The following is a 25,345-nucleotide window of genomic DNA, read 5'->3' on the forward strand; positions in this document are numbered from 1 at the left end:
GGTGGGGGCCGCACGGCTGCGGCGGCGCGCCGTTCACCGCGCAGCCACCGGGCCGCACCCTCCCCACGGGTAACAAGAGGCATACTGCCGCCGTGACGCACGTACGCCTTCGCCATCCATATCTGGACCACCCGGCTCCGATCCCCTTCGCGCACCGGGGCGGTGCCGCGGACGGGCTGGAGAACACAGCCGCCGCCTTCCGGCGGGCCGCCGAAGCGGGCTACCGGTACTTCGAGACCGATGTGCACGCCACGGTGGACGGGAAACTCGTCGCCTTCCACGACTCCACGCTGGACCGGGTCACCGACGGGCAGGGCCGGATCGCCGAACTGCCCTGGAAGAAGATCCGCGAGGCCCGGGTGGGGGGCACCGAGCCGCTGCCGCTCCTCGAGGAGCTGCTGGAGGAGTTCCCGGACGCCCGCTGGAACATCGACATCAAGGCCGAGTCGGCGCTGCACCCGCTGGTCAACCTGATCGCCCGGGCCGGGATCTGGGACCGGGTCTGCGTGAGCTCCTTCTCCGAGAGCCGGGTGGCCCGCGCCCAGAAGATCGCCGGGCCCCGGCTGGCGACCTCCTACGGCGTGCGCGGGGTGCTCGGCCTGCGGCTGCGCTCGTACGCCATTCCCGCGGCCCTGCGCGTGGGCGCGGTGGCGGCGCAGGTTCCGGAGACCCAGGCCGGCATCCGCGTGGTCGACCGCCGGTTCGTACGGACCGCGCACGAGCGGGGACTCCAGGTGCACGTCTGGACCGTGAACGAACCGGAACGTATGGAGGCGCTCCTCGACCTGGGTGTCGATGGCATCATGACCGACCGGATCGACATCTTGCGCACGGTGCTGGACCGGCGTGGGGCCTGGGCCTGACGCGCCCTTCACCCTCCCGCCCGGGCCGGAACGCCGCTGCGGAAACGGAACCAGCGAGGGGGACACCGCATGAGTGCGGAAGAGCGCAGCAGGACCGAGGAAGCGGAACCCGGGGCGGAGGACGGCAGAGCCGCAGCCGCCCCGGCGGCGGACGCGACCGCCACGACCGCCGCGTCCGCCGAGCGCAAGCGCGAGCAGCGGGGCTGGTACTTCTACGACTTCGCCGTCTCGGTCTACTCGGCGAGCGTGCTGACCGTGTTCCTCGGGCCCTACCTGACGGCCGTGGCCAAGGCCGCCGCGGACGCCGAGGGCTTCGTGCACCCGCTGGGCATCCCGGTGCGCGCCGGGTCCTTCTTCGCCTACTCGGTCTCGGCCTCGGTGATCCTCGCCGTCCTGCTGATGCCGCTGGTGGGCGCCGTGGCCGACCGGACCGGGCGCAAGAAGCCGCTGCTGGCGGCCGCCGCGTACACGGGCGCCGCGGCGACCACCGGAATGTTCTTCCTCGGCGGTGAGCGCTACCTGCTGGGCGGTCTGCTGCTGGTCGTGGCGAACGCCGCCCTGTCCGTTTCGATGGTGCTCTACAACGCCTACCTGCCGCAGATCTCCACCCCCGACGAACGGGACACCGTCTCCTCGCGGGGCTGGGCCTTCGGCTACACCGCCGGGTCCGTGATGCTGGTGGTGAACCTGGTGCTCTACATGGGGCACGACTCCTTCGGCCTCTCCGAGGGCATGGCGATCCGGATCTGCCTGGCTTCCGCGGGCCTGTGGTGGGGGGCCTTCGCGCTGATCCCGCTGCGCCGACTGCGGGACCGGGCCGTGGTCCGGGAGCCGGGGGCGGCTCCGGCCGTCAGCGGTTGGAAGCAGCTCGTCGCCACCCTGAAGGACATGCGGCGCTACCCGCTGACCCTGTCGTTCCTGCTGGCGTACCTGATCTACAACGACGGCGTGCAGACCGTGATCTCCCAGGCCTCCATCTACGGCTCGGAGGAGCTGGAGCTGGAGCAGTCCACCCTCATCGGGGCGGTGCTGCTGGTACAGGTCCTGGCGGTCGGCGGCGCGCTGGGCATGGGCCGCCTCGCCCGGACCTACGGAGCCAAGCGGACGATCCTCGGCTCGCTGGCCGCGTGGGCGGTGACCCTGGGGGTCGGCTACTTCCTGCCGGCCCGGACCCCGGTCTGGTTCTTCGCGCTCGCCGCGATGATCGGGCTGGTACTGGGAGGCAGCCAGGCGCTGTCGCGCTCCCTGTTCTCGCACCTGGTACCGGCGGGCAAGGAGGCCGAGTACTTCTCGGCGTACGAGATGAGCGACCGGGGCCTCAGCTGGGTGGGGCCGCTGGTGTTCGGCCTGACGTACCAGCTCACGGGCAGCTACCGGGACGCGATCATCTCTCTGGTGGTCTTCTTCGCACTGGGATTCGTGCTCCTGGCGCGAGTGCCGCTGCGGCGCGCGGTGGAGGCGGCAGGCAATCCTGTACCGGAGCGGATCTGAGCCCGGGTCCGCGAGCGCGCTCCGCCCGGATCTACGAACGAATTCCGAACGAATTTAGACGTTGAAGCAAAGGGGCGGTAGTGTACGCCTTTGGCCTGCCAGGCGGACCGTTACTGCGCGCTCAAGAAGCGTGGACGTTGGGTCACATCTGCTGCCAGATGTGACAAAACGGGCACTGGTGGGTACAACAAGGGGCGGCACGACGGGCGACGCACGACCCGGAGCGGGAATCTATACCGCCGACCGGACGTTGACCGGATGACGACGACAGCGACACCTGTCCTGTGGGCGACAAGCCCGGGAGGCACGATTCATGAGTGAGCGAGCTCTCCGCGGTACGCGCCTCGTGGTTACCAGCTACGAGACGGACCGCGGCATCGATCTGGCCCCGCGCCAGGCGGTGGAGTACGCATGCCAGAACGGACATCGATTTGAGATGCCGTTCTCGGTTGAGGCAGAAATTCCGCCGGAGTGGGAGTGCAAGGCGTGCGGCGCCATGGCACTCCTGGTGGACGGGGATGGGCCCGAAGAGAAGAAGGGCAAGCCCGCGCGAACGCACTGGGACATGCTCATGGAGCGACGCACCCGCGAGGAGCTCGAGGAAGTGCTGGCCGAGAGGCTTGCAGTCCTGCGTTCCGGCGCCATGAACATTGCCGTGCATCCGCGGGACAGCCGCAAGTCCGCCTGACAGCCGGACGGATGCACAAAGCCGAGGGGCCCCGCCACATGCTGTGTGGCGGGGCCCCTCGGCTTGTCCGTTTGCTCGGCGTTACTCGGCGGCTTGTCCCCTTACGGGACCCTTTCCCCTGTTACGGGGCCAGCGGCGGGCGGTACGCGGCGTCCGGGCCGTCCTGCCGGCCGGGCCGCTCCTCGCGGATGACCTCGCCCTGGACGACCTTGCCGTCGGGGTAGTGGATACGGGCCTGCTGGAAGGCGTCACCGAAGCTGCCGGCCGGGGCGGAGGCCATCTTCCGCTCCAGCGAACGGGCCGCCCTGCGGCCGATCCAGGCCCGGACGGGCGGCAGCAGCAGGACCAGACCCGCCACGTCGGAGATCAGACCCGGCAGCATCAGGAGCAGGCCCGCCAGCATCGTGAGGCCGTTGCCCTGGCCGGGCTGCTGCGGAGCCGGCTGCTGCCCCTGCTGGGCCTGCTGGAAGGTGCTCGCCAGGTTCTTGAAGGCACGCCGCCCGGCCCGCTTGATGACCACCGCGCCCAGGACGATGCCGCCCGCGAGCAGCGCGGCCACGGCGAGCCCGCCGGCCACGTCCGCGACCACGGTGAGCAGCCAGATCTCCAGGATCAGCCAGGCGGCGATCGCCAGGGGGAGGAAGGTACGGGCGGGCGAGCGCCGCCGGGGGGCCGTGGAAATGCCGGTCGTCATACCATCCAGTGTGCCTGGAGCCGCATAAAAGCGGCCTCAGCCGGAGGTACCGGACATCCCCTAGGGGTGCCCGGGCCCGGCCGGCCCGTCAGGCTCCGCTTCCCGGCTTGCCGGTCTGCGTGCCGCTGCCCGTACCACTGCCCGTACCGCTGTCCGTAGCGCTGTCCTTGCCCAGCAGCTTGGAGGCCTGGGCCTTGATGCCCCACTGGGTGACCCGCCACAGGGCCTCGACCAGGATGTCCTTGCTCATCTTGCTGTCGCCGAACTCGCGCTCGACGAACGTGATCGGGACCTCCACCACGCGGAAGCCCTTCTGCACGGCCCTGCGCGCCAGGTCGACCTGGAAGCAGTAGCCCGCCGAGGCCACCTCGTCCAGCCCCAGCCCCTCCAGGGTCTCCCGGCGGAAGGCCCGGTAGCCGCCGGTCACGTCCCGCATCGGGAGGTTCAGCATCAGCCGGGAGTACGTCGAACCGCCGCGCGAGATGAACTCACGGCTCTTGGGCCAGTTCACCACCCGTCCGCCCGGCACCCAGCGGGAGCCCAGGACCAGGTCCGCGCCGGCCAGCGCGGTCAGCAGGCGGGGCAGCTCCTCGGGCTGGTGGGAGCCGTCGGCGTCCATTTCGACGATCACCCCGTACCCCTGCTCCAGGGCCCAGACGAAGCCCGCCAGGTAGGCGGCGCCCAGCCCCTCCTTGCCCTTGCGGTGCAGCACGTGGACGTGGTCGTCGCCCGCCGCCAGCTCGTCGGCGAGCTTGCCGGTGCCGTCCGGGCTGTTGTCGTCCGCGACGAGGATGTGGGCCTCGGGCACGGCCGCGCGCACACGCCCGACGATCAGCCCGATGTTCTCCGCCTCGTTGTAGGTCGGAATGATCACCAAGGCTGTACCGAGCGGTCCGTAGGTCCGCTGTCCGCCGTCGCTCACTGAGTCCCCTTTTGTGCTCGTGCACGTCCTGTACGTCTGGTCGCAGAGGATGACTTTAGAACAGTGGCCGGGGCCCGCGGTCCTTCGGGCCGGTCAGACACCCGCTGGCTGCGGGCCGCCGTGACCGTTGTCTACTGGACCGCGGACCCCGACCCGGGCCACCGCCGCCCGGCGAAACCTTCCCTCGCCCCCGAGGCGCGGGCGCGCTGCGCAGACGGAGTCGTCCGGCACGGATTTCCTAGTGGTGGACCCGGCCGAACCTATCCGGGTCCGACCGCCCGTACCGAACCGAGGCCGACCGGATCACCCCTGTGGGCGTACGAATACCTCCCGCCCGCCGACGACGGTGGCGAGGCACACCGGCAGCGTCGATCCGGGGGTCAGGTCGGGCAGTCCGGGGGTGCCCGAGCGGGGGTCGGTGGACCAGCGGGCGACCCGGTCGTCGGGGGCCTGGACGACCAGGTCACCCGTCTGCCAGACCGCGTAGTCAGCCGGGGCGCCGGGAACGAGGACGCCCGCGTCGTCGCGGCCCAGCGCCCGCCAGCCGCCCCGCGTGTGGGCGGTGAAGGCGGCCCGTACGGAGATCCGGTGCTCGGGGGTCCGGTGGAAGGCGGCCGCTCGGACGGTGCCCCACGGGTCGAGCGGGGTGACGGGCGCGTCCGAGCCGAAGGCCAGCGGGACGCCGGCCTTGAGCATGGCCGCGTACGGGTTGAGGGTGCGGGCCCGCCCGGCACCGAGCCGGTCCGCGTACATCCCGTCCTCGCCGCCCCAGGCCGCGTCGAACGCGGGCTGCACCGAGGCGGTCAGCCCCAGCTCCGCGAAGGCCGCGATGGTGGCGGGGGTCATCATCTCCGCGTGCTCCACCCGGTGGCGGGCGGCGCGGACCCGGGCCAGCCCGACCTTCTCGGCGGCCGCCCGGACGCCCTCGACGACGGCGGTGATCGCAGCGTCCCCGATGGCGTGGAATCCGGCCTGGAGACCCTCTTCGGTACAGGCGGCCACGTGCTCGGCGACGGCGTGCACGTCGAGGTATTCGGTGCCGGTGTGCGGGGCGTCCGCGTACGGGGCGTGCAGACAGGCCGTGTGCGAGCCGAGGGCACCGTCCACGAACAGGTCCCCGGCGGCTCCGACCGCCCCGAGCTCCTTGGCCAGTCCGAGGTCCCGGTCGGCCCAGTACCCGAAGACGCGCGGCCCCGGCCGCTCGGCAGCCAGGGCCAGCAGACCGGTGAAGTCCTCGGCGGAGGAGATCTCGGGCCCGCCGCACTCGTGGACGGAACCGATGCCGAGGGAGGCGGCCCGGTCGAGTGCGGCCCGCTGCGCCTCGGCGCGCTGGGCGGGGGTGACGGCGGCCAGCGCGGCCCGCCGCACGGCGTGGTGGTCGTCACCGGTCAGCGGCCGGTCGTCGTCGGGCCGTACCCCCGGGACGAGGGCGAGCAGGGCGGTGGTGACCACGGCCGAGTGCACGTCGACGCGGCTGAGGTAGAGCGGGCGGCCGCCGGTGGCCTCGTCCAGCTCGGCGCGGTGCGGGGCCCGGCGCTCGGGCCAGCGGGCGGCGTCCCAGCCGTGCCCGAGGAGCACCCGGTCGGCCGGGCGGCTCGCCGCGTGGGCGCGTACGAGGTCCAGCGCGGCGGACAGCGTGCGCGCCCCGGTGAGGTCCAGCCCGGTGAGGGCCAGGCCCGCTGAGGTGGTGTGGACGTGGGCGTCGGTGAACGCCGGCGTGACGAGCGCGCCGCCGAGGTCGACGACCTCGTCCACGCCCTGCGCGAAGGCGTCGGCGGCGCCCTCAGAGCCGACCCAGGCGACGCGGCCGCGCTCGACGACCATCGCGGTGGCGAAGGGGTCGGCGGGGCTGTGCACCTCGCCCCCACGGAGGAGGACGGTCCTGGTCGGTGCTCCGGCGGCGTCGGCGGAGTGGGCGGTGCGGTCAGTCATGCCGACCAGTGTCCCGCGTCGCCCACTCCGGCCCGACCACCGGGTCCCCGCTCGGGCGCGGGTCAGACGCGGGGCGGGCGCGCCTCGTAGGGGGTGGACAGGACGACCGTCGTGCGCGTCGAGACGTGGGCGAGGGCGCGCAGCCGACCCAGGAGGTCTTCCAGCTCCAGCGGGGTGGCGACGCGCACCTTCAGGATGTAGTTCTCGTCGCCCGCGACGCTGTGGCAGGCCTCGATCTCGGGAACGCCGGCCAGCCGGTCGGCGATGTCGTCCGGGGCGCTCGGGTCGAAGGGCTTGACCGAGATGAACGCGGTCAGCGGCAGGCCGACGGCCTCCGGATCGACCACGGCCGCATAGCCTCGGATGACCCCGCGCTGCTCCAGACGTCGTACTCGCTGATGGACTGCCGACGTCGACAGTCCCGTGGCCTTGCCCAGATCCGTGTAGCTCATCCGCCCGTCCCGCACGAGCAGATCAACGATCTGGCGGTCCAGCTCCTCCATTGCGCTCATAGCCGCTCAACTTACGGCCCAAGGGCGCTCCAGGCCCAGTGCTGTCCGCCCACTGGAGGCATCTGCAGCAGGCATGTGACCAAGGCCACAGGGGTATGCAGGTGGAGGCCTGTCTGTTGTGGTTACTCGTGACGCTCGACGGGAATTGGTTGCTGTGGCCGAGGCCGAAGAACCTGCCCGCCCGGCCCACCCAAGGGGGAGTACATCCATGCTGAACACCAAGCGCGCCGGTCGCACCGAACCGGAGCCCCTGGAACCGCTCGATTCCGAGGACGGTACGTACCCGGACGGCGGCGGGGACGGCGATTACCTCGACGAGATCGAGGGGTTCGAGATCCACCACGCGATCTGCCCCGACTGCGGCCAGTCGATCGCCCTCGTCGCGGACGAGGAGTTCCTCCCGCAGCACGCCCTCTGCCTGACCCCCTGGAACCCCTTCGGCCTCACCGTGTGCGCGGGCACCGGCCGGCCCGCGAGCGACGCCCTGCCCACCGTCGGCATGATCCAGCCGGTGGAGGCTCAGGAGCGCGAATCCGTCGTCCTGTCGACCCTGCCCCAGGGGCTGGACTGGCGGACCCAGCCCTTCTCCCACGTCGGCGGTCCGGGCTCGCGCCCGATCCGCGTGGTGAGCCCCGTGCTGCCGCGGCCGCAGGCGCAGACGCGGCAGCAGCACGCGCAGGCGGCCTGACGGCCGCTCCGCCCGCCTACCAGTACGTCCCCTGCACCATGGCGGCCAGGCTGGCGTGGTGCAGGATCAAGCCGTCCGGGTCCGCCGGAACCTCCGCCTCCCCAAAGTGGGCCTGCCGGTAGGCGATGCGCAGCATCACGATCGCGTGCCGCAGGGCCGCGTAGAGGGTGTGGAACTCCATGTCCCGCGGGGTGTGGCCGGTGAGCTCGGCGTACCGGCGCTCCAGGTCCTCGCGGCGCAGGAATTCCGGCAGGCCGGGCTGGCCGAAGCCGACCGTGAGGTCCTGGAAGAACCGGTGCAGGTAGACGATCCAGCCGAGGTCCACCTCGCGCGGGGCGTACGCCGCCATTTCCCAGTCCAGTACGGCCACCGGCGTGAAGCCGTCGTAGACGACGTTGCCGATGCGGGCGTCGCCCCAGTTCAGGACGGCGGGGCCCTCGTCCCGCGGCCACAGCTCCTCCAGGCGGGCGAACGCCCGCTCGATGAGCGGGGACGGCGCGAGACCGCCCACCACCCATTCGTAGTAGGCGCGTTGGGCGTCCACGTGCCGGCGCAGCGGCGTGCCCTCACCGTCGGGGAGGAGGAACTCGGCCTCCTTGGCGGGGAACTGGTCGTGCAGTCGGGCGAGCAGCGAGATGCTCGCCTCCTGGAGGGCGGCGCGCTCGGCGTCGGTGGCGGCGTGCAGCCAGTTGCCCTCGTAGGTGTAGGGCATGACGTCGGGCGGGACCCGGCCCTCCGCACGGGCCATCACGAAGAACGGCGCACCCAGCGGCACCGGGTCCTCCTCCAGCCACTGCACGCGCGGGACGGGCAGGTCCGTGTGCCGGGCGACCAGGCTCATCACGCGGTGCTGGCGCGGCATGTCGTACGTCGGGAAGACGGTGTAGGCGGCCGGGTCGGCGGCGAGCCGCAGCGCGCAGGCGCGCAGCGGGGTGTCGGGGTGCTCTATGTCGAAGAGCAGGGTCTCGCTGGACATCCCGTTGGACCCGGGGACCGAGACGCCCGTGACCCGCGCGCCGGGGAGCCTGGTGTCCAACCAGGCGGCGAGGCGGCGGGCGAGCTCCTCGGGCTCCCGGGTGGAGGTGCGCGGTCGTGGCGCGGTGGCCATGGTGGATCCCCTTTCCTACTGGGCGACGGAGGAGTGGTCGGCGAAACCGCTCGGGTCGTGGCGCCCGAAGCTGCCGTGTTCGAAGATGCCGTGGCCGATCCGCCCGTCGAGGGTGAAGCGGGCCGAGTGGTCGGTCACTCCGAAGGCGGCCGTCGGGTGGGCCGCGGGGTCGGAGAGGTCGTAGACGCGGCGGTCGCTCCAGCCGCGGCCCTGCCAGGTGCCGTGCTGCCAGTCAGCGGCGGGCGGGTATCCGGCGCCGACGGCGAGCGGGGACGAGTTGAGGATCTCCACGCCCAGTTCGAGGGGCTTGCGGGAGGGGTCGGTGAGGTGGACGACGGCCCGCTCGGGGTGCCGACTGCCGGGCCGGTAGCGGATCTCGGTGTGCGGCCAGCCGAGTTGGACGTCGTGGCGTCCGCGGTCCTCCGGGAAGACCTGCACGGCCTCGTTCAGGGTGCGGTGGCCGTCGGCGTCCTCCTGGGCGATGACCATGACGAAGCGGTCCTCGAAGCGGACCGGGATCCACAGCCAGTGGAAGCCCTCGGGGCGGTACTCGTCGGCCGCGCGCCCCCCTTCCTCCCCGGGGATCGGCCGCACGCCCCAACTCCGGTCGCGGGTGCCGGTCCACTCCCCCGGCGTGAGGATGAGCTCCTCCCCCTTGGCCCGGATGGTTCCGGTGACCTGGCCGGCCTGCACGAAGCGGCGGCCTTCGAGCATGAGGCGGTCGCCGCGCCGCTGGACGTGGTGCGGCTCCCAGACGGCGGGGAACTCGGCGGTCCAGGTGATGTCGTACGAGAGCCCGTGCGGGTCCGCCGGATCGGCGGCGCAGCGCAGCGTGAGCCGCTTGAGCGGTACGTCGACGGTGATGGACAGAGGTCCCACCGAGAGGTTCGTCCGGTCGTCACCGAGGGCGTCGGAGGCCCGGACGGCGAGCAGCTCGTCGCCGATGCGGAGGGTGGCGTAGGCGTCGATGACCCCTGCGTTGGGGTAGACGCCGAGGCCGAGTATCAGGACGGCGCGGCCGGCGTGGTCGAAGACGTGGAAGATGCACCGGTCGTAGGCGTTGCGGTCACCGCTGACGACGTGCTTCATCGACAAGGGCGCCTGGTGGATCGGGTATTCGTCGAGCGCGACGGGCCGGTCGGCGGGCATGGCGAACCTCCTGGACGGGCGGCTTCGAAACGGCTGGGAGTACGTGGAGCGGCGGCTCGAGCAAATATGACGGTACGTCAGAAACAAGCCCCGGGGCCACCCTTCTGGCACGCTCTGACAGACCGGCGCGATATGCCGGGAGCTCCCGGTGGGGTGAGGTGGGGGGCGGGGGCTTCGGGGGCGGGAAGTCTGTCGGGCGGGGTCGGGTGGCACGGTGGTGGCTTCGGTGGGCGGGGGTCACCCGGCCGGATACTCGGTGCTCCTGACGGACGACCCGGCCGTGCAACGGCTGTCGGACCTACCGAAGGCGAGGCGGTTGGCCTTCTTGTCCGACATGGATCGGCTGGGGGAAGCGGTCGAGCGAGCCTGCAGGCGTCTGGACCCGGCCTTCCGCCGGGTGAACCTGGAGATCCTCGGCAACACCGACGGCTTCTTGCACGCGCACGTGTGGCCGCGTTTCGAATGGGAGCCGGCCGATCTCGTGGGCATGCCCGTCTGGCTGTATCCGCGCGAGAGGTGGAGCGACAGCACGTTCGCACTCGGTCCGCACCATGACGCACTGCGCGGAGCGATCGGCGCGGAGCTGGACCAGCTGTCAGACGCCCGTTGAGGGTGCGGGTCCGCCGACCGGAGGTCGACGGACCCGTTGATCGGTGACGGTCAGCGGCCGACGCCGAAAGCGCCGTCCGGCCGCCACACCACCCCCCGCCGCGCCGCCCCCGCCCCGCACTCGGCGACGCCTCGAACGGATGGGCGCACGTCGGGGGCGATTACCCGGCCCTTCGGTTCTGCGTTGGCGAGGTATGACCATGCTTCAGTCTTCAACGGGCCGAAGGCGTCGACTGGTGGCGCCGGGATTCGAAGAATCGGTTCAGCGGCCGCGTGAGCAGGCCCCGCAGGCATCGCAGGTGACGGATCCGCCGATCTACCTGGACCTGCTGACGCGGTGGGCGGATGCCGGCCGGACGTTGCCCGGCCGGCGCGACCCGGAGTGGTCGCGGCTCACGTCCTCCCCGGTCTGGCCCACGACCAGCAGCGGGCTGTACTGACCGCGGTCAGCGCGTCTCCGGGCCCGCCAGGTGGCGGGCGATGACCATGCGCTGGATCTGATTGGTGCCCTCCACGATCTGGAGCACCTTCGCCTCCCGCATCAGCCGTTCGACGGGGAAGTCCGCCGTGTAGCCGTACCCGCCGAGGACCTGCACCGCGTCCGTGGTGACGGCCATCGCCGCGTCCGTGCAGAACAGCTTGGCCATGGCCGCCTGGCGGGAGAACGGCTTGCCGGCGTCGCGCAGCCGCGCCGCCGCGAGGTAGAGCGCCCGACCGGCCTCGATCTTGGTGGCCATGTCGGCCAGCATGAAGCGCAGCCCCTGGAAGTCCGCGATCGGGTGCCCGAACTGCTTGCGGTCCAGTGCGTACGTCAGGGCCTCGTCCAGTGCGGCCTGGGCGACGCCGATGGCGCAGGCGGCGATGCCCAGGCGCCCGGCGTCCAGTGCGGCCAGGGCGATGCTGAAGCCCTGCCCCTCCTCGCCGATGCGGCGGGCGTCGGGGACCCGTACGCCGTCGAAGTGCAGCTGGGCGGTGGGCGAGCCCTTCATGCCCATCTTCTTCTCGGGCACGGCCGCGGTCAGGCCCTCCGCGTCCCCGGGGACCAGGAAGGCCGTGATGCCCTTGGGCCCCTCGACGCCGGTGCGCGCGAGGACGGTGTAGAAGTCGGCGACCCCGCCGTGGGTGATCCAGGCCTTGGTGCCGGTGATGATCCAGTCGTCGCCGTCCCGTACCGCCTTGGTGGTGAGCGAGGCGGCGTCGGAGCCGGCGGCCGGCTCGGAGAGGCAGTAGGCGCCGAGCAGGCCGCCGCCGAGCATCGCGGGGAGGTGCGCGCTCTGCTGCTCCTTGGTGCCGTAGCCGCCGAGGCCGTGGCAGGCCAGGGAGTGCACGCTGACGCCGAGGCCGACGGTCAGGCGGGCCGCGGCCAGCTCCTCGAGGACCTGGAGGTAGACCTCGTACGGCTGCTCGCCGCCGCCGAATTCACCGGGGTAGGGAAGGCCGAGCAGGCCTGCCTCGGAGAGCAGGGTGAAGACCTCCCGCGGGAACCGGCCGGAGTCTTCCTCCTCGGCCGCCTTGGGACGGATCTCCCGCTGCGCGATCTCGCGTACGAGGGCGAGGAGGTCCCGGGACTCCTCGGTGGGCAGCTGTCGGTCCACCGGCTGCGGGGCGCGGTCAGTCATGGCGGCGCTCTCCTCCCTGGTCGGGCACGGCGGCGACGCGTGAGGTGTGGGACGCGCCACCGGGTCTCGGTAATTCCACAGCCGATGCTGCCCTCCCGGGTCACGGAAGGGGCTGTTCAGAGGCTGCGGCGGCTTGAGTATGCCCGATCAGGGGCTTCCCGTCACCGGGGCAAGATCACCGAGCGGATCGAACGGCTCTTCGTGGCCGGGAGGTGCCGGACACTCCGGGACGAACTCCTCGATCACCTCCAGTGTCGCGCGTAGCTGGCGCACCAGCAGGGCCCCGAGCTCGGTGCGATCGGGCTGGTCAGGGGCGCCGAGTGCCCCGATCCAGTCCAGGGTGGCTCCTTCGACCCCGGAGAGCCAGCCCACGAGGGCGAGGCGGGCGATCGGCGGGAGGGTGCGGCGTCCGTACGCGGCTTCGGCGATGGTGGCGACGAGCTCCTCGCGGACGGTGTCGCGGATGGCCAGGACCTCGGCGTCGGATCCGACGCCGCCGGTGACGATGGTGCGGTAGGCGGCGCGGTGGTGCTCGGCGTAGTGCAGGTAGCCGTCGACGGTGCGACGGACGCGCTCCGCGCCGGGGAGGTCGGTGTCGCCGCCGGCCCGGGCGATGAGCTCGGCCACGGAGTCCTCGACGATGGCGAGGTAGTAGCCGCGCTTGCTGTCGAAGTAGTAGTAGATCAACCCCTTGGCGGCGCCCGCGTGTTTGGCGATGTCGTCCATGGAGAGCGCGTCGTACGAAGTGTCTGCGAACAACTTGCGTCCGGTGGCTATGAGTTCGGCCCTGCGCGCCTGCGATCGGCCCGTCGTTCCCCGCTGTTGACCACTACTCAAATTCAGCCCTAGCCTCGAACCGCCACAGGACGCCCACCTTAGGACAGACCTGTGCGCCGAGCTCTTTTCGCACTTCCTGTGCATCGGACGGCCTTCCGCGGGCCGCTGCCCGAGCACTGCGGCGCGGCCGATCACGCCGCCGCTCGTCTTCGTGACCCGGGTCGGCGCCGGGCAGGCGCCCGTGATCTCGGGCGCGATCGTCACGGGCGCGCTGCGACCGGCGGCCTCGTGATCCCGGACCGGGAGGGGGTCAGAGCCAGCCGATCTGGGTGACGAACATGGCGACGACGACCACGAGGGTCCAGCCGAGCACGTGCTCCAGCCAGGTGGAGTCGTCCTTGGGACCCCCGGTCCGGACGAGGTCCCGGGGAGCGGCGATGGGGGCGGCGCTGTCGGCAGTCATGGCGTCCAATGTGCCAGTGTTCGCGGCTTTCGCGGTAGGGACGTCACGGGTGGCATGCATCACGCAAACACTGACATACACCGACAGGGTCGCGGGCGAAGAGATGGGCGGGGGGAGACGGGCTGGGAGATGGACGGGGCCGATCGGGGTCGGGTCCCGGCGGCAGACGGCCGGGCCCCGACCTCGTCGATCGGGACCCGGCGCGTGCATTCATCGGGCGCTCCCTCCGGCGCCCCCGTCAGGCGCGGGACTCGCGGTCGCGGCTCGCCATGCCCGCCATCGCGAGGCCGAGGCACAGGGCGACACCTCCGGCGATCACGTTGCTGACCACCGTTCGCGTCGTGTCCATCTCACCGGCGATGGCCCACGGGGCGATGATCGTCCACGCGCCGAGGGCGACCGCCGTCCACGCCATCGCGTGGGTGCGCTCGTAGGCGGAGCCCAGACCGCTCATGCACAGGCAGAAGGCCAGGCCGGCGATCAGGTTGTTGATGGCCAGCGGGGTGAGGCCGCTGAACCCCACGATCCACGGCGAGGCGGCCAGGTACAGGCCGGTGATCAGGGCCAGCGCTTCGACGGCCTGCGCCCGGGGAGTGGTGGTCACCCGCTCGAACCGAGTGCGCATCTCGGCGAGATCGGGGTGGTGCTCGATGCTGGGATGGGTGGTCATGGCCGGCCGCCTCCTACCGAGAAGCCTTTATGTGCCATTTACCCCATCATGTTCCGCCTATCCATGACCCTTGGTCAACGGGCAAATTCGCGCCTTCCTCACAACACCCCCACCGCCCGCAGCGCCCGGAACTGCGCCCGGCTCAGGCGGGCCGGCGCATAGAGGTAGCAGATGCCGCCCGAGCCCGAGGTGACCTTGCCGGATACCCCCGTGCGCTTCGTACGGAGCCAGATGTTCTCCCACTCGGCACGCTTGTAGACGCGGCGCACGGCGGGGTTGTCCCGCGAGTTGGGGTCGTTCGCGATCACGTCGCCGGCGGCGGTGAAACCGATGACGGTCATCAGGTGGCCGGCGGTGCCGTAGCCCGCGCCCGTGAGTTCGTCGGGGCGGAAGGATTGGGAGGTGATGGCCGGGATGCCGGACCGGACGAGGGTTTCCAGGTCGGTCAGGGAGGTGAGGCGGGTGACGACTCCGGCCAGCCCGCGGTAGGTGGCGGCGTAGGCGGCGTTGAAGGGCCAGTTGCCGCAGCCCTTGTAGGCGGCGTCGTAGGTGGAGCGGGCCGCGTGGCAGATCTGCGGGTCGGAGTACTTCGGGTCGACCCAGGTCAGGTCGGAGGGGGCGGTCCTGCCGCCCCAGTACTCGATGATCATCTGCGAGGAGGTGGGGCTGCACCAGGCCTCGCCGCCGTTGTCGTACTCGGGGTACCGGCCGGCGTGGACCTCCTGCGAGTAGCGCGGGACCTCCAGCTCGTGGGCCGTGCGGGAGGGGACAGAGGCCGGGACGGTGAAGCGGTCCGGGACGTCGGAGACCATGGCTCCCGCGAGCCGCACGGTGGGACCGCGCTCGGCGCCGGGCCTGCGGTACAGGGTGAGGCGCAGCTGCCAGGCCGCGATCCGCAGGCCGGCGGTGGCGGCCGGGGGGTCGAGGGCGAGGGTGTCGGTCCAGACGGTGGACCTGCCGTCGCTCTGGCCGTCCACCGAGGTGCGGCGGATGTCTGCGTCGCCGGAGGCCCAGCGGCCCATCACGTACCAGGGGGTGGCGGTGCCGTCGGTGTAGGTGCCGCGCAGTTCGATCTGGATCCAGGTCCCGGCCGGGGTGCGGGCGTTCCAGGAGGCGATGGCCTCGGTGGCGGGCACGGTGGAGCGGTGCACGGGGGAGGTCCAGGTGGCGTACTCCCAGGTGCTCTTGCGGCCGGTGTGCGGGTCGGCGTACTCGGTGCGGCCGACAGCCGTTGCGATCTCCAGGCCGGGGCGGGCGCCGCCGACGGCTGTGGTGCCCTGGTGGGTGCCCGCGAGCCAGTGGCCGTAGGAGTACCAGAAGCGGTTGTCGACGGTGGGGCCCGGGGCCCGCGGGGCGGGAGGAACGTCAGGGGTGGGAGGAGCGGGAGGGGCCGCCGAGGCGCTGCCGCCGGAGACGGTGGCGGCGGTGGCCGCGGTGGCGACCGCGAGCGCGGCGACGAGTACGGTCCTGCGCGGCGTGGATTCGGTCATCGCGTGTTCCCCCAGGGCGGGTCGGCGGTTCGGCAGCTCTCCGGTGGCGTCCGGCATCACCCTTGCAGTTCCCGGCCGCGGCGGCCCGAAGCCACGGGCCGTGTCGGGCCTGTCTACGCTGGTCGGGTGGAGCCACACCAGTCACTTGAGTCACTCGCCCGGGAGCTCGCCGCCCTGCCGCCCTCCCTCGGCCCGGTGCGCCTGATCGGGATCGACGGGCACGCCGGGTCCGGGAAGAGCACCTTCGCGGGGCGGCTCGCCGAGGCGCTGGGAGCGCCCGTGCTGCACCTGGACGACGTGGCCACCCACGAGGAGCTGTTCGACTGGCAGGAGCGGTTGCGCACGCAGGTGCTGGAGCCGCTCGCCGCCGGGCGGCCCGCTCACTGGGCCCCGTACGACTGGGTGGAGCGCCGGTTCGGTCCGGAGCGGGTGCTGGAGCCGGCGCCGGTGCTCCTGGTCGAGGGGGTCGGCGCGGGGCGGGCAGCGCTGCGGCCGCGGCTGGCGCGGCTGCTGTGGATGGAAACGCCGCGCGAGCAGTCCTGGCAGCGGGGCCGAAACCGGGACGGGCGCGAACTTTCCGACTTCTGGGACGGATGGGAGCGCGCGGAGCGCGCGCACTTCTCCCACGACCCTTCGCGCCCCTTCGCCGACACCCTGGTACGCCAGAGCGGTACGGGATACGAGTGGTCTTCCGGGGCCCGTGCGACCGCAGGAGCCTCCACTTCCGTCACCGGGAGTAACGAACTCCCCCGGGCCTGAACGGCCTCGGAAGTCCGCCCCGCCGGGCCCTCGCCGACCCGCTTGACCTGGGTACCGCGACGGCCTTACGTTCTCAATGCGCGGCCATACAGGCTGCCGCGGACACGAAGCCCCCGATTGTTCCCCCGTGATCGGGGGCTTCGTTCTGCCGACGAACGCCCTCCACGACGGCGTCACACCCGGCCGATCCGCCCCGATCCTTCACCCTGAGTCACCATTCACCCCAGGGGCGCACGCCGGAACCGGGCCCGTCGCGCCCTACGTAAGGTGCGTCACCGCAGGTACGATGCAGCCCTGATTTCATCGGCGCAGTGGGCAACTCATGTGCTCGTCACGGAGGTTGCCGCGCACCACGGGGGCAGGCTTGTGGGGGACGTGATGGATTTCGGCACGCCGGGCAGCATGCACGCCCCGGCCGAACTGGCCTGGCTGCGCGGGGTCGACGCCTGCACCGTGGGCGCCTATCCGCAGGCCGAGGAAGAGTTCCGGGCGGCGGTACGGCTCGACCCCTCCATGGCGGACGCATGGCTGGGCCTGCACGCGCTCCGGGTCGACACCGGCAACGCGTTACTCCGCATGTACGCCCACCGGGACCGGTTCGGCGAGCAGCGCGCCCGGCACCGTCGGACGCTCAACTCCTGGTACTGGCTGGGCTGGTGGGTGCAGCCGGTGCTGGAGAGCCGGCGCGATCTGCTCCTCGCCCATGCCTCGCACTGGCTGGACGGCCGCCACGTGCCCGAACTGGACCAGGCCCTGGCCGCGCTGCCGCCGGTGGACACCGACGCGCAGGTGCGGTTCCTGCACGCGTGCCGGGCCTATCTGGTCAAGGACTGGGAGCAGCTGGTCCGGCACACCGAGCCGCTGGTCAACGATCCGCTGCTGGGCATCGAGGCCGGGCTGTTCGGCGGGATGGCGCGGGTCCGGCTGGAGATGTACGGGCAGGCGGAGCCGATGCTGGCGGCGGCGCTGATGCGGTGCCGCAGCGAGCAGCCCCAGCGCAAGGAGTTGCGGTACTGGCTGGCCCGGGCGCGGGAGGGAACCGGGCGCAGTGCGGCGGCGCTGCCGCTGTACCGGGCGGTGCACCGGGTGGACCCCTCGTTCATGGACACGGCGGCCCGGCTGACGGCCATCGAGGACGGTGACGACACCGACGGCGTGGCCGATCTGGCGGGCCTGGCGGGGTACGCCGCGTACGGGGGCTACAGCGGGCACGGCCCGTCCCCGGCGGGCGGGGACTTCGCGGCGGTCGCGCTGGGCGGCGGGCCCGTCCAGGACATCGCGGCGGACGGTCAGGTGGAGCCCGATCCGCTGGGTCCGCCCGCTCCCCCGGCGGGACGCGTGGAGGGTGCGCGGCGCAAGGCGCCGGTGCCGCCACGGGGCACGCCCGAGGGGCTGCCGGCCGGGCCGGCGGACCCGGCGGCGCTCGCCGAGGCGCTGGCGGAGCTGGAGCGGATGGTGGGCCTGGAGCCGGTCAAGCGGCAGGTGAAGGCCCTCTCGGCACAGCTTCACATGGCGCGGCTCCGGGCGGGTCAGGGGCTGCCGGTGCAGCCGCCGAAGCGGCACTTCGTGTTCTCCGGGCCCTCCGGTACGGGCAAGACGACCGTGGCCCGGATCCTGGGCCGGGTGTTCTACGCGCTGGGGCTGCTCGGCGGTGACCATCTGGTGGAGGCCCAGCGGGCCGACCTCGTGGGCGAGTTCCTGGGGCAGACAGCGGTGAAGGCGAACGAGCTGATCGATTCGGCGATCGGCGGGGTGCTGTTCGTGGACGAGGCCTATTCACTGTCCAACTCGGGCTACAGCAAGGGCGACGCGTACGGCGACGAGGCCCTGCAGGTGCTCCTGAAGCGGGCCGAGGACAACCGGGACCACCTGGTGGTGATACTGGCGGGCTATCCGGCCGGGATGGACCGGCTGCTGGCCGCCAATCCGGGGCTGTCCTCGCGGTTCACCACCCGGGTGGACTTCCCCAGCTACCGGCCGCTGGAACTGACCGCGATCGGCGGGGTGCTGGCCGACGCGAACGGGGACCACTGGGACGAGGAGGCGCTGGAGGAGCTGCGCAGCATCAGCGCGCACGTGGTGGAACAGGGCTGGATCGACGAGCTCGGCAACGGCCGCTTCCTGCGGACCCTGTACGAGAAGAGCTGCGCGTACCGGGACCTGCGGCTGGCCGGCTTCGCAGGTGAGCCGTCGCGGGACGACCTGGCGACGCTGCGGCTGCCCGACCTGATGCAGGCGTACGGGGAGGTGCTGTCGGGCCGCGGCCCCCAGGAACGGCCGGAGCCCCCGGCCTTCTGAGGATGTCGCGCGGCGGACGGGTGCTGCCGTTCGGGCAGCGGCCCCCGCACGGGTCGGGCCGTTGTGGATCGCGGACGGCACGGCAGTCCCGGCTGGTGGCCGGAACGCCCGGTCAGCAGCACGCCGCCGGAGCCCGTCGTGACGGGCCCCGGCGGCGTGCGGACCTGAGCGGTCAGTTCTTCGGCTGGCGACCGCAGACGAGGTCGTGGTTCTCGGCGGTCGTGTTGGCGCACCAGAGGCTGGGCCGCGCCGGCGGCACGAAGACGTACTCGGACAGCTTCATGTTGACCGGGACGCACTCCTGCTTGCCCTTGTAGGGCGAGTACTTGGGGCACTTCCCGTTCGGCAGCTGCTGCTGGTGGGCGCGGAGCGCGTCCAGGCCGAGGTCCTCGACGCTCGGGTTGGTGGACGGCATGAAGCGGTTGGCCGACCAGGAGGCGCCCATGGTGGCGAACAGGGCGGTCACGCAGATCAGGCCGGCGGCCAGCTGGGACAGCAGGCGCGGGGAGATCCGGGCGGCCCGGGCCGGGGCGACCTCCTGGAGCGTGCCGCGGATCCAGCCGAAGCCGCGCTCGTAGGTGAGCATCAGGCCGAGGACGGCCAGGATGATCAGGCAGTAGAAGATGATCCAGGTGGTGCGCGGGTACAGCTGGACGGCCTGGTTGTGCGCCATGTGGGAGGCGAACCAGAAGCGCAGCAGCCAGGCGCCGGCGAGGACGAAGCCGGCGGTGCGGACCACGGTGTTGCGCAGGCCGAGGCCCACGCCGATGCCCACGCCCAGGAGCAGCAGGATGCCGAAGCCGGTCTGGCCGGCCAGCTCGCCGGACACCGGGAAGTTGTAGTAGGTCTGCTCGCCGGCGCGGTCGGACGCCCAGCCCATCACGTAGGCCGGGTCGAGGTAGGTGTTGATGTAGGCGTAGCGGTCCACCGTCGAGGCGCCCAGGCGGGCCAGCTGGTACAGCAGCGGCGCGCCGATGACCGCGGCAGTGGCCAGCATGGCGCCGAGGAAGATCAGAGCACGCTTGACGGCGATCCGGCCGCGGCGCCACGGGAACAGCAGCAGGCCGAGGACGAACCCGCCCGGAGCGGCCCACAGGTACCAACCGGAGTACCAGAGGAACATGACGCCGAACACGATGCCGAAGCCGAGGCCGCGCAGTACTGCGGAGCGCGTCGTGAGCTGGTCGGCCCGGCGGATCTCGCGGAAGGCGGCGGCCAGCAGCGGCAGCAGGACGAGCATGGAGCCGTGGCTGTAGGGGCGGATCGGGTCGAGGAAGACGATCGAGGCCGGTACGGCGATGGCCATCGCCCAGAACGGACGCAGCATCAGTCGCCACGCGACGTAGGCCATCGGGCCGACCAGTGCGCTGAGGATCAGCTGCAGGTCCTTGAGGGCGTGGCCCACATCGGCGATGCCGTTGTGGAAGGCCTTGGCCCAGAGCGCGAGCAGGGCGGGGAACAGGGGCGGGTAGACCCCGGGCAGGCCCTTGTGGCGCATCATGTCGTTGGCCATGCCCATGAGGTTGCCGGGGTCGCCCTCCTGGCCGCCCAGGCCCCACGGCGTGCCGTTCAGGGCGACCGCGATGCCGCCCGCGACGATGCCGGTGGCCAGGCCCGCGAGGGCCGCGCACACCAGCCGCTGTGCGACCCGGTAGTAGCGCAGGGTGCCCCGGTAGGCGAGGAACAGCAGCGCCGCGAGGACGGGTATGCCGATCAGGGCCGCGTACTGCTGGACCTTGGCGAGGCCGCTGACCTGACCGATCCGGGTGACGGGGTTGACGCTGATGTGCGTACACAGCAGCATGAACCCGAGGGCGACGACGACACTGACCACGACCTCCGCCAGCGGGAGGAACCAGCGCTTCTGCGTCCAGCGGTCGAAGCGGCCGCCCGACCGGGCCGTCGACTTCCCGTCGGACGGGGCGCCTTTGGCGCTGTCCGGCGTGCTGGAGGGGGCGCCGATGATGTTCGGTGCCAAATCCGTCATGTCACATCGCTTCCGTGAAGCGGCACTCTGCCGCAGGTCGGGCCGGCTCGGCAGGGCGAGCGAGGTCAGCGGGCATCGGCCGGGGACTCCCCGGCGACACGCGTCCCCGGCATGACCGACGGGACTCCACGTCCGACACGCTAGCAAACCGGCGTCTTGCCCCCGTCGGCTACTGGCTAAACGGGGATCGGTCGGTCAATCGCGAGGCGGCCGACGTACGGTGACCGGACCCCCGTGCATCCCGGAGGTCCCACGGCCGGAGCCGGACCGGGACGCCGGAAGATCGCTGGCATCGTAGTGTTCCGCGTCGCAGACCGTGAAGTCCAGCCCGGATACCCGAACCGACGATCCGGCCATCAAGACGGCCGGGACCCGGTCGAGGTTCACCGGAACGCGCCCGAACCGACCTTGTGTGACTGACCTCACACCGACTTCGTCCACGTCGGCTTCGTCCGCGTCGCCCGCGATCTGGACGCCTCCTCCCACGAGCTCTGCCCCCGGACCCGCGAGGGCCCGGGGGCGGAACGACCGGTCGACGGCCTAGCGGCGGGCGGGCGCCACCCGGTGGGCCGGGTCGCGGACCTCGCCGACCAGCATTTCGAGGACGTCCTCCAGGGCGACCAGGCCGAGGACCCGGCCCCCCGGATCCGCCACCTGCGCGAGGTGCGTGGCGTCCCGGCGCATGACGCCGAGGGCGTCGTCCAGCGGGACGGTGGCGCACAGCGTGGTCATCCGGCGCCAGACCCGCTGCGGGACGGCCCGCTCCCTGTCCTCCAGGTCCAGTACGTCCTTGACGTGCAGGTAGCCCATGAAGGCGCCGCTGTCGGCACGGACGGGGAAACGGGAGTAGCCGGTGCGGACGGTCAACTGCTCGATCTGCCGCGGGGTCACCGCCGGGCCGACCGTGACCAGTCGGTCCGGTCCGAGGAGGACGTCGGTGACGGGGCGGCTGCCCAGTTCCAGCGCGTCCTCCAGCCGCTCCTGCTCGACCGGCTCCAGGAGCCCGGCCTGCCGGGAGTCCTTGAGGAGCCGGCCCAGCTGGGCGGAGGTGTAGACGGCCTCGACCTCGTCCTTGGGCTCCACCTTGAAGAGCTTCAGGACGAGCGCGGCGCAGGCACCGAGCGCGGTGGTGACCGGCCCGCACAGGCGGGCGAAGGCCACCAGGCCGGGACTGAACCACAGGGCGGTCTTCTCCGGGGCCGCCATGGCCAGGTTCTTCGGCACCATTTCGCCGATCACCAGGTGCAGGAAGACCACGGCGGCGAGCGCGAACGCGTAGCCGAGGGGGTGGATCAGGCCCTGCGGTACGTGGACGGCGTGGAAGAAGGGCTCCAGCAGCCGGGCCACGGTGGGCTCGGCGACCGCGCCGAGGGTGAGCGAGCAGACGGTGATGCCGAACTGTGCGGCGGCCATCATGCGGGGCAGGTTCTCCAAGCCGTGGAGCACCTGGCGGGCCCGCTTGGAACCGGCCGCGAGGGGCTCGATCTGGCTGCGCCGTACGGAGACGAGCGCGAACTCGGCGCCGACGAAGAAGCCGTTGGCGAGGACCAGCAACAGGGCGAAGAGGAGTTGGAGCGCGTTCATCGGGCGGCGCCTTCCAGCTCGGCCCGCTTCGGTTCGGGCACGGCCGCGCCGTCGGCCGCGGGCCGGTACGCACCGGCCGCGGGCACCGCCGCCAGCCGGACCAGCCGGACCCGCTCGGCGCGGTTGCGGCCGACGCGGCGGACGGACAGCTTCCAGCCGGGGAGTTCCGCGCGGTCCCCGGGGGCGGGGATCCGGCCGAGCAGGTCGGCGACGAGGCCGGCGACGGTCTCGTACGGGCCTTCGGGCACTTCCAGGCCTATGCGGCGCAGGGTCTGCACCCGGCAGCTGCCGTCGGCCTCCCAGGAGGGGCGGCCGTCCTCGGACGGTACGGCGGCCAGTTCGGGGGCCTCGTCCTCGGCGAGGTCGTGCTCGTCGCGGACCTCGCCGACGAGTTCCTCCACGATGTCCTCCAGCGTGACGACGCCGGCGGTACCGCCGTACTCGTCGACGACCACGGCCATCGGCTGCTCGCTGCGCAGCCGCTCCAGCAGCGGCTGCACCGGCAGGGAGCCGGGCACCAGCAGCGGGGCGACGCAGATCCGGCTCACGCTCGTGCGGTCGCGTTCGGTTTCGCGCACGGCGAGCGCGTCCTTGAGGTGGACGACGCCGGTGATCTCGTCGATGCGGTCGCGGTAGACGGGGAAGCGGGACAGGCCCGTGGCGCGGGTCAGGTTGAGCACGTCGGCCGCGGTCGCCGTGTGCATCAGGGCGCTGACCTTCACCCGGGGGGTCATGACGTGCTGGGCCGTGAGCTCGCCCAGCGAGAGGGTCCGGACGAAGAGGTCGGCGGTGTCCTGTTCGAGGGCGCCGGCCTGCGCCGAATGGCGGACCAGGGAGAGCAGCTCGCCGGGGGTCCGGGCGGACGCCATCTCCTCGGTCGGTTCCACGCCGAGCGCCCGCACGAGGCGGTTGGCCACGGCGTTGAGGCCGGCGATGACCGGACGGAAGGCGCGGGAGAAGACCTGCTGGGGGCCGGCGACGAAGCGGGCCACCTGGAGCGGTCGGGAGACCGCCCAGTTCTTCGGGACGAGCTCGCCGACGACCATCTGGACGGCGGAGGCGAGCAGCATGCCGATGACGACGGCGACACCGGAGACGGCTCCCTTCGGCAGGCCGGTCGCGGCGAGCGGCCCGGCCAGCAGTGCGGCGAGGGCGGGCTCGGCGAGCATGCCGACCACGAGGGAGGTGATGGTGATGCCGAGTTGGGTGCCGGAGAGCTGGAAGGACAGCTCCCGTAGGGCCTTGACCACCGTGCGGGCACGGCGGTCTCCGTCGGCTGCGGCGCGTTCGGCGTCGGGTCGCTCCACGGTCACGAGGCCGAACTCGGCGGCCACGAAGAAACCGTTGGCGAGGATCAGGGCGAAGGCCGCCGCAAGAAGAAGTAGCGGGATGGTCATGCCGCCGCCTCCGAGGGGAGGGCGGCGCGGGTACTACCGGACGATCCGTCCATTGCTGGAGGGAGTCACTCCTCAAGTCGCAGGTGCCCACGGGCCACGAGGTCCCGGGGCCGATGGGAGGGCGCACGGCTGCGCCCCGCCACCAGGGTAGTCATTGAGATCCCGGCCGCAACGGTACGCAGCCGTGGGGATCGGCCGACTCAGTGGTCGCCGGTGCCCGTTCCGTGGGTTTCGGCCAGGGTGCGCAGGGCTCGGGCGTCGCCGATCGCCTGCTGCTTGGCGATGCCCGGCTGGATGCCGAGGGCGGGCAGGCTGGTGCCGTCGCTGAGGTCGAGGAACACCCACGGGTCGCCCGGGCGGAGGTTGACCCGCAGGATCTGGGCCCACTCCAGGCGGCGGGTGTTGGTCAGGTTGACGACCGTGACGCCGGTCTCGTCCGCGACCACCTTGGGGCGGCTGAGCAGGACGAGTACGGAGCTCATCAGGACGGCGGTGAAGACGAAGCTGATCCGCTCGCCCGGGCTGAGGTTCTCCAGCAGCAGGGCGATCGCCGTGATGGTGACGAACATGGCGAGGCCGACGCCCAGCAGGACGACCCGGGTGCGGGTCGGCCGGAAGGTGACCGGCAGGGTGGGTGCGGCGGGCTGGGCGGCGGACTCGGCCATTGGTGCGGTGCCTTCTGGAGGTGGCGTGCGGGTCGGTGGGCGGCGTGCCGGGTTGCACGCCGGGCCCGAGGGACGGGCTAGAGGCGGCAGGCGTGGATCGAGGTGGTGAGGATCGCGCGCGCGCCGAGCTCGTACAGGTCGTCCATGATCCGCTGCGCTTCCTTGGCGGGGACCATCGCGCGGACGGCGACCCAGCCCTCGTTGTGCAGCGGGGAGACGGTCGGCGACTCCAGGCCGGGGGTGAGGGCGACCGCGCGCTCCAGGTGCTCGGCGCGGCAGTCGTAGTCCATCATCACGTAGCTGCGGGCCACCAGGACGCCCTGCAGGCGGCGCAGGAACTGCTGGACCTGCGGGTCGTCGGCGTCGGCGCCGTTGCCGCGGATGACGACGGCCTCGGAGGTGAGGATCGGCTCGCCGATGACCTCCAGTCCGGCGTTGCGCAGGCTGGTGCCGGTCTCGACGACGTCCGCGATGATCTGGGCGACGCCGAGCTGGATGGCGGTCTCGACCGCACCGTCGAGGTGCACGACGGAGGCGTCGATGCCCTTCTCGGCGAGGTGCTTGGCGACGATCCCCTCGTACGAGGTCGCGATCGTCATCCCGCCGAAGTCCTCGGGGCCCTTCGCCGTGCCGGGGGTGGTGGCGTAGCGGAAGGTGGAGCGGCCGAAGTTCAGCGGCAGGATCTCCTCGGCGCTGGCGCCGGAGTCGAGCAGCAGGTCGCGGCCGGTGATGCCGATGTCGAGCTTGCCCGAGGAGACGTAGATCGCGATGTCCTTGGGGCGGAGGTAGAAGAACTCCACCTCGTTCTCGGGGTCGACGACCACGAGCTCCTTGGACTCCTTGCGCATCCGGTAACCGGCCTCATGGAGCATCGCCGACGCCGGTCCGGAGAGTGAACCCTTGTTGGGGACGGCGATGCGCAGCATGGGGCTTCCTTTGGGGCGTGGATTACGGGTTTGCGGGCGGGTGTGCGTGCCGGG

24 protein-coding genes are annotated in these 25,345 nt (G+C 72.0%); 8 read left to right on the forward strand and 16 right to left on the reverse strand.

Features of this window, described 5'->3' with window-relative positions; all coding sequences use genetic code 11:
• The first annotated feature begins 92 nt into the window (after positions 1 to 92).
• The 3 genes from ACIQK6_RS36600 (at position 93) to ACIQK6_RS36610 (ending at position 3,042) form a co-directional block, all read left to right on the forward strand.
• Positions 93 to 863: a glycerophosphodiester phosphodiesterase gene (locus tag ACIQK6_RS36600; protein WP_329104203.1), complete on the forward strand. Its 771-nt coding sequence runs from the start codon at positions 93 to 95 to the stop codon at positions 861 to 863.
• Between the two features lie 69 nt (positions 864 to 932).
• Positions 933 to 2,354 carry an MFS transporter gene (locus tag ACIQK6_RS36605; protein ID WP_329104200.1) on the forward strand — a complete coding sequence of 474 codons (1,422 nt, stop codon included), beginning with the start codon at positions 933 to 935 and terminating at the stop codon, positions 2,352 to 2,354.
• 313 nt (positions 2,355 to 2,667) lie between these two features.
• Entirely contained in the window at positions 2,668 to 3,042 is a 375-nt protein-coding gene (locus ACIQK6_RS36610) for an RNA polymerase-binding protein RbpA (protein ID WP_007262928.1), read from the forward strand.
• Positions 3,043 to 3,163: 121 nt separating this feature from the next.
• Here the strand turns inward: ACIQK6_RS36610 and fxsA are convergent, their stop codons facing one another.
• From fxsA to ACIQK6_RS36630, 4 genes are all read right to left on the reverse strand, one after another.
• The gene (gene fxsA, locus ACIQK6_RS36615; RefSeq protein WP_329104197.1) at positions 3,164 to 3,736 is read right to left on the reverse strand and encodes an FxsA family membrane protein; all 573 of its coding nucleotides are present in this window, start codon (positions 3,734 to 3,736) and stop codon (positions 3,164 to 3,166) included.
• Between the two features lie 88 nt (positions 3,737 to 3,824).
• Positions 3,825 to 4,658, reverse strand: a complete 834-nt coding sequence (locus ACIQK6_RS36620; protein ID WP_329104195.1) for a polyprenol monophosphomannose synthase — start codon at positions 4,656 to 4,658, stop codon at positions 3,825 to 3,827.
• Positions 4,659 to 4,961: 303 nt separating this feature from the next.
• Positions 4,962 to 6,590: an amidohydrolase gene (locus ACIQK6_RS36625; protein WP_402696807.1), complete on the reverse strand. Its 1,629-nt coding sequence runs from the start codon at positions 6,588 to 6,590 to the stop codon at positions 4,962 to 4,964.
• Between the two features lie 62 nt (positions 6,591 to 6,652).
• Positions 6,653 to 7,093 carry an Lrp/AsnC family transcriptional regulator gene (locus ACIQK6_RS36630; RefSeq protein ID WP_030011705.1) on the reverse strand — a complete coding sequence of 147 codons (441 nt, stop codon included), beginning with the start codon at positions 7,091 to 7,093 and terminating at the stop codon, positions 6,653 to 6,655.
• 217 nt (positions 7,094 to 7,310) lie between these two features.
• On the opposite strand from ACIQK6_RS36630, the gene ACIQK6_RS36635 reads away from it, so the two are divergent.
• Positions 7,311 to 7,790 (forward strand): hypothetical protein, encoded by a 480-nt coding sequence (locus ACIQK6_RS36635; RefSeq protein WP_402696809.1) that lies wholly within the window; start codon positions 7,311 to 7,313, stop codon positions 7,788 to 7,790.
• Positions 7,791 to 7,806: 16 nt separating this feature from the next.
• Here the strand turns inward: ACIQK6_RS36635 and ACIQK6_RS36640 are convergent, their stop codons facing one another.
• Positions 7,807 to 8,898, reverse strand: coding sequence for a phosphotransferase family protein (locus tag ACIQK6_RS36640; protein ID WP_402696811.1), 1,092 nt, complete (start codon positions 8,896 to 8,898; stop codon positions 7,807 to 7,809).
• Positions 8,899 to 8,913: 15 nt separating this feature from the next.
• On the reverse strand, positions 8,914 to 10,047 hold the full coding sequence (locus ACIQK6_RS36645) for a hypothetical protein (RefSeq protein ID WP_402696813.1): 1,134 nt from the start codon (positions 10,045 to 10,047) through the stop codon (positions 8,914 to 8,916).
• 214 nt (positions 10,048 to 10,261) lie between these two features.
• Between ACIQK6_RS36645 and ACIQK6_RS36650 the strand changes: the two genes are divergently transcribed.
• Positions 10,262 to 10,657 (forward strand): diadenosine tetraphosphate hydrolase, encoded by a 396-nt coding sequence (locus ACIQK6_RS36650; RefSeq protein WP_402696814.1) that lies wholly within the window; start codon positions 10,262 to 10,264, stop codon positions 10,655 to 10,657.
• A 298-nt stretch (positions 10,658 to 10,955) separates the two neighbouring features.
• Positions 10,956 to 11,096 carry a hypothetical protein gene (locus ACIQK6_RS36655; protein ID WP_329104184.1) on the forward strand — a complete coding sequence of 47 codons (141 nt, stop codon included), beginning with the start codon at positions 10,956 to 10,958 and terminating at the stop codon, positions 11,094 to 11,096.
• 6 nt (positions 11,097 to 11,102) lie between these two features.
• Here ACIQK6_RS36655 and ACIQK6_RS36660 read toward each other — a convergent pair whose 3' ends face one another.
• From ACIQK6_RS36660 to ACIQK6_RS36680, 5 genes are all read right to left on the reverse strand, one after another.
• On the reverse strand, positions 11,103 to 12,275 hold the full coding sequence (locus tag ACIQK6_RS36660) for an acyl-CoA dehydrogenase family protein (protein ID WP_329104182.1): 1,173 nt from the start codon (positions 12,273 to 12,275) through the stop codon (positions 11,103 to 11,105).
• A 147-nt stretch (positions 12,276 to 12,422) separates the two neighbouring features.
• Positions 12,423 to 13,112 (reverse strand): TetR/AcrR family transcriptional regulator, encoded by a 690-nt coding sequence (locus tag ACIQK6_RS36665; protein WP_402696817.1) that lies wholly within the window; start codon positions 13,110 to 13,112, stop codon positions 12,423 to 12,425.
• A gap of 250 nt (positions 13,113 to 13,362) precedes the next feature.
• A complete protein-coding gene (locus ACIQK6_RS36670; protein ID WP_329104181.1) occupies positions 13,363 to 13,515 on the reverse strand; it encodes an SCO1431 family membrane protein in 153 nt (50 codons plus the stop codon).
• 238 nt (positions 13,516 to 13,753) lie between these two features.
• Complete coding sequence (locus tag ACIQK6_RS36675; protein WP_030010692.1) at positions 13,754 to 14,185, reverse strand: SPW repeat protein; 432 nt, start codon at positions 14,183 to 14,185, stop codon at positions 13,754 to 13,756.
• A 98-nt stretch (positions 14,186 to 14,283) separates the two neighbouring features.
• Complete coding sequence (locus tag ACIQK6_RS36680; protein ID WP_329104178.1) at positions 14,284 to 15,675, reverse strand: peptidase C39 family protein; 1,392 nt, start codon at positions 15,673 to 15,675, stop codon at positions 14,284 to 14,286.
• 126 nt (positions 15,676 to 15,801) lie between these two features.
• On the opposite strand from ACIQK6_RS36680, the gene ACIQK6_RS36685 reads away from it, so the two are divergent.
• Positions 15,802 to 16,434 carry a hypothetical protein gene (locus ACIQK6_RS36685; RefSeq protein ID WP_329104177.1) on the forward strand — a complete coding sequence of 211 codons (633 nt, stop codon included), beginning with the start codon at positions 15,802 to 15,804 and terminating at the stop codon, positions 16,432 to 16,434.
• A gap of 378 nt (positions 16,435 to 16,812) precedes the next feature.
• Positions 16,813 to 18,732, forward strand: a complete 1,920-nt coding sequence (locus ACIQK6_RS36690; protein ID WP_329104175.1) for an AAA family ATPase — start codon at positions 16,813 to 16,815, stop codon at positions 18,730 to 18,732.
• A gap of 172 nt (positions 18,733 to 18,904) precedes the next feature.
• Here ACIQK6_RS36690 and ACIQK6_RS36695 read toward each other — a convergent pair whose 3' ends face one another.
• The 5 genes from ACIQK6_RS36695 to hisG all read right to left on the reverse strand — a co-directional run bounded on the left by ACIQK6_RS36695 (position 18,905) and on the right by hisG (position 25,291).
• Positions 18,905 to 20,719 carry a hypothetical protein gene (locus ACIQK6_RS36695; protein WP_329104173.1) on the reverse strand — a complete coding sequence of 605 codons (1,815 nt, stop codon included), beginning with the start codon at positions 20,717 to 20,719 and terminating at the stop codon, positions 18,905 to 18,907.
• A gap of 540 nt (positions 20,720 to 21,259) precedes the next feature.
• Positions 21,260 to 22,303 (reverse strand): hemolysin family protein, encoded by a 1,044-nt coding sequence (locus ACIQK6_RS36700; protein ID WP_329104171.1) that lies wholly within the window; start codon positions 22,301 to 22,303, stop codon positions 21,260 to 21,262.
• Positions 22,300 to 23,700 (reverse strand): hemolysin family protein, encoded by a 1,401-nt coding sequence (locus ACIQK6_RS36705; RefSeq protein ID WP_329104169.1) that lies wholly within the window; start codon positions 23,698 to 23,700, stop codon positions 22,300 to 22,302. Before ACIQK6_RS36705 ends, ACIQK6_RS36700 begins: the two co-directional genes overlap by 4 nt.
• A 200-nt stretch (positions 23,701 to 23,900) precedes the next feature.
• A complete protein-coding gene (locus ACIQK6_RS36710; protein ID WP_329104167.1) occupies positions 23,901 to 24,365 on the reverse strand; it encodes a PH domain-containing protein in 465 nt (154 codons plus the stop codon).
• A gap of 77 nt (positions 24,366 to 24,442) precedes the next feature.
• Entirely contained in the window at positions 24,443 to 25,291 is an 849-nt protein-coding gene (gene hisG / locus ACIQK6_RS36715; RefSeq protein WP_329104165.1) for an ATP phosphoribosyltransferase, read from the reverse strand.
• Positions 25,292 to 25,345 lie beyond the last annotated feature (54 nt).

Source organism: Streptomyces sp. NPDC091682, assembly GCF_044756625.1.
In the GTDB taxonomy this organism is placed as follows: domain Bacteria; phylum Actinomycetota; class Actinomycetes; order Streptomycetales; family Streptomycetaceae; genus Streptomyces.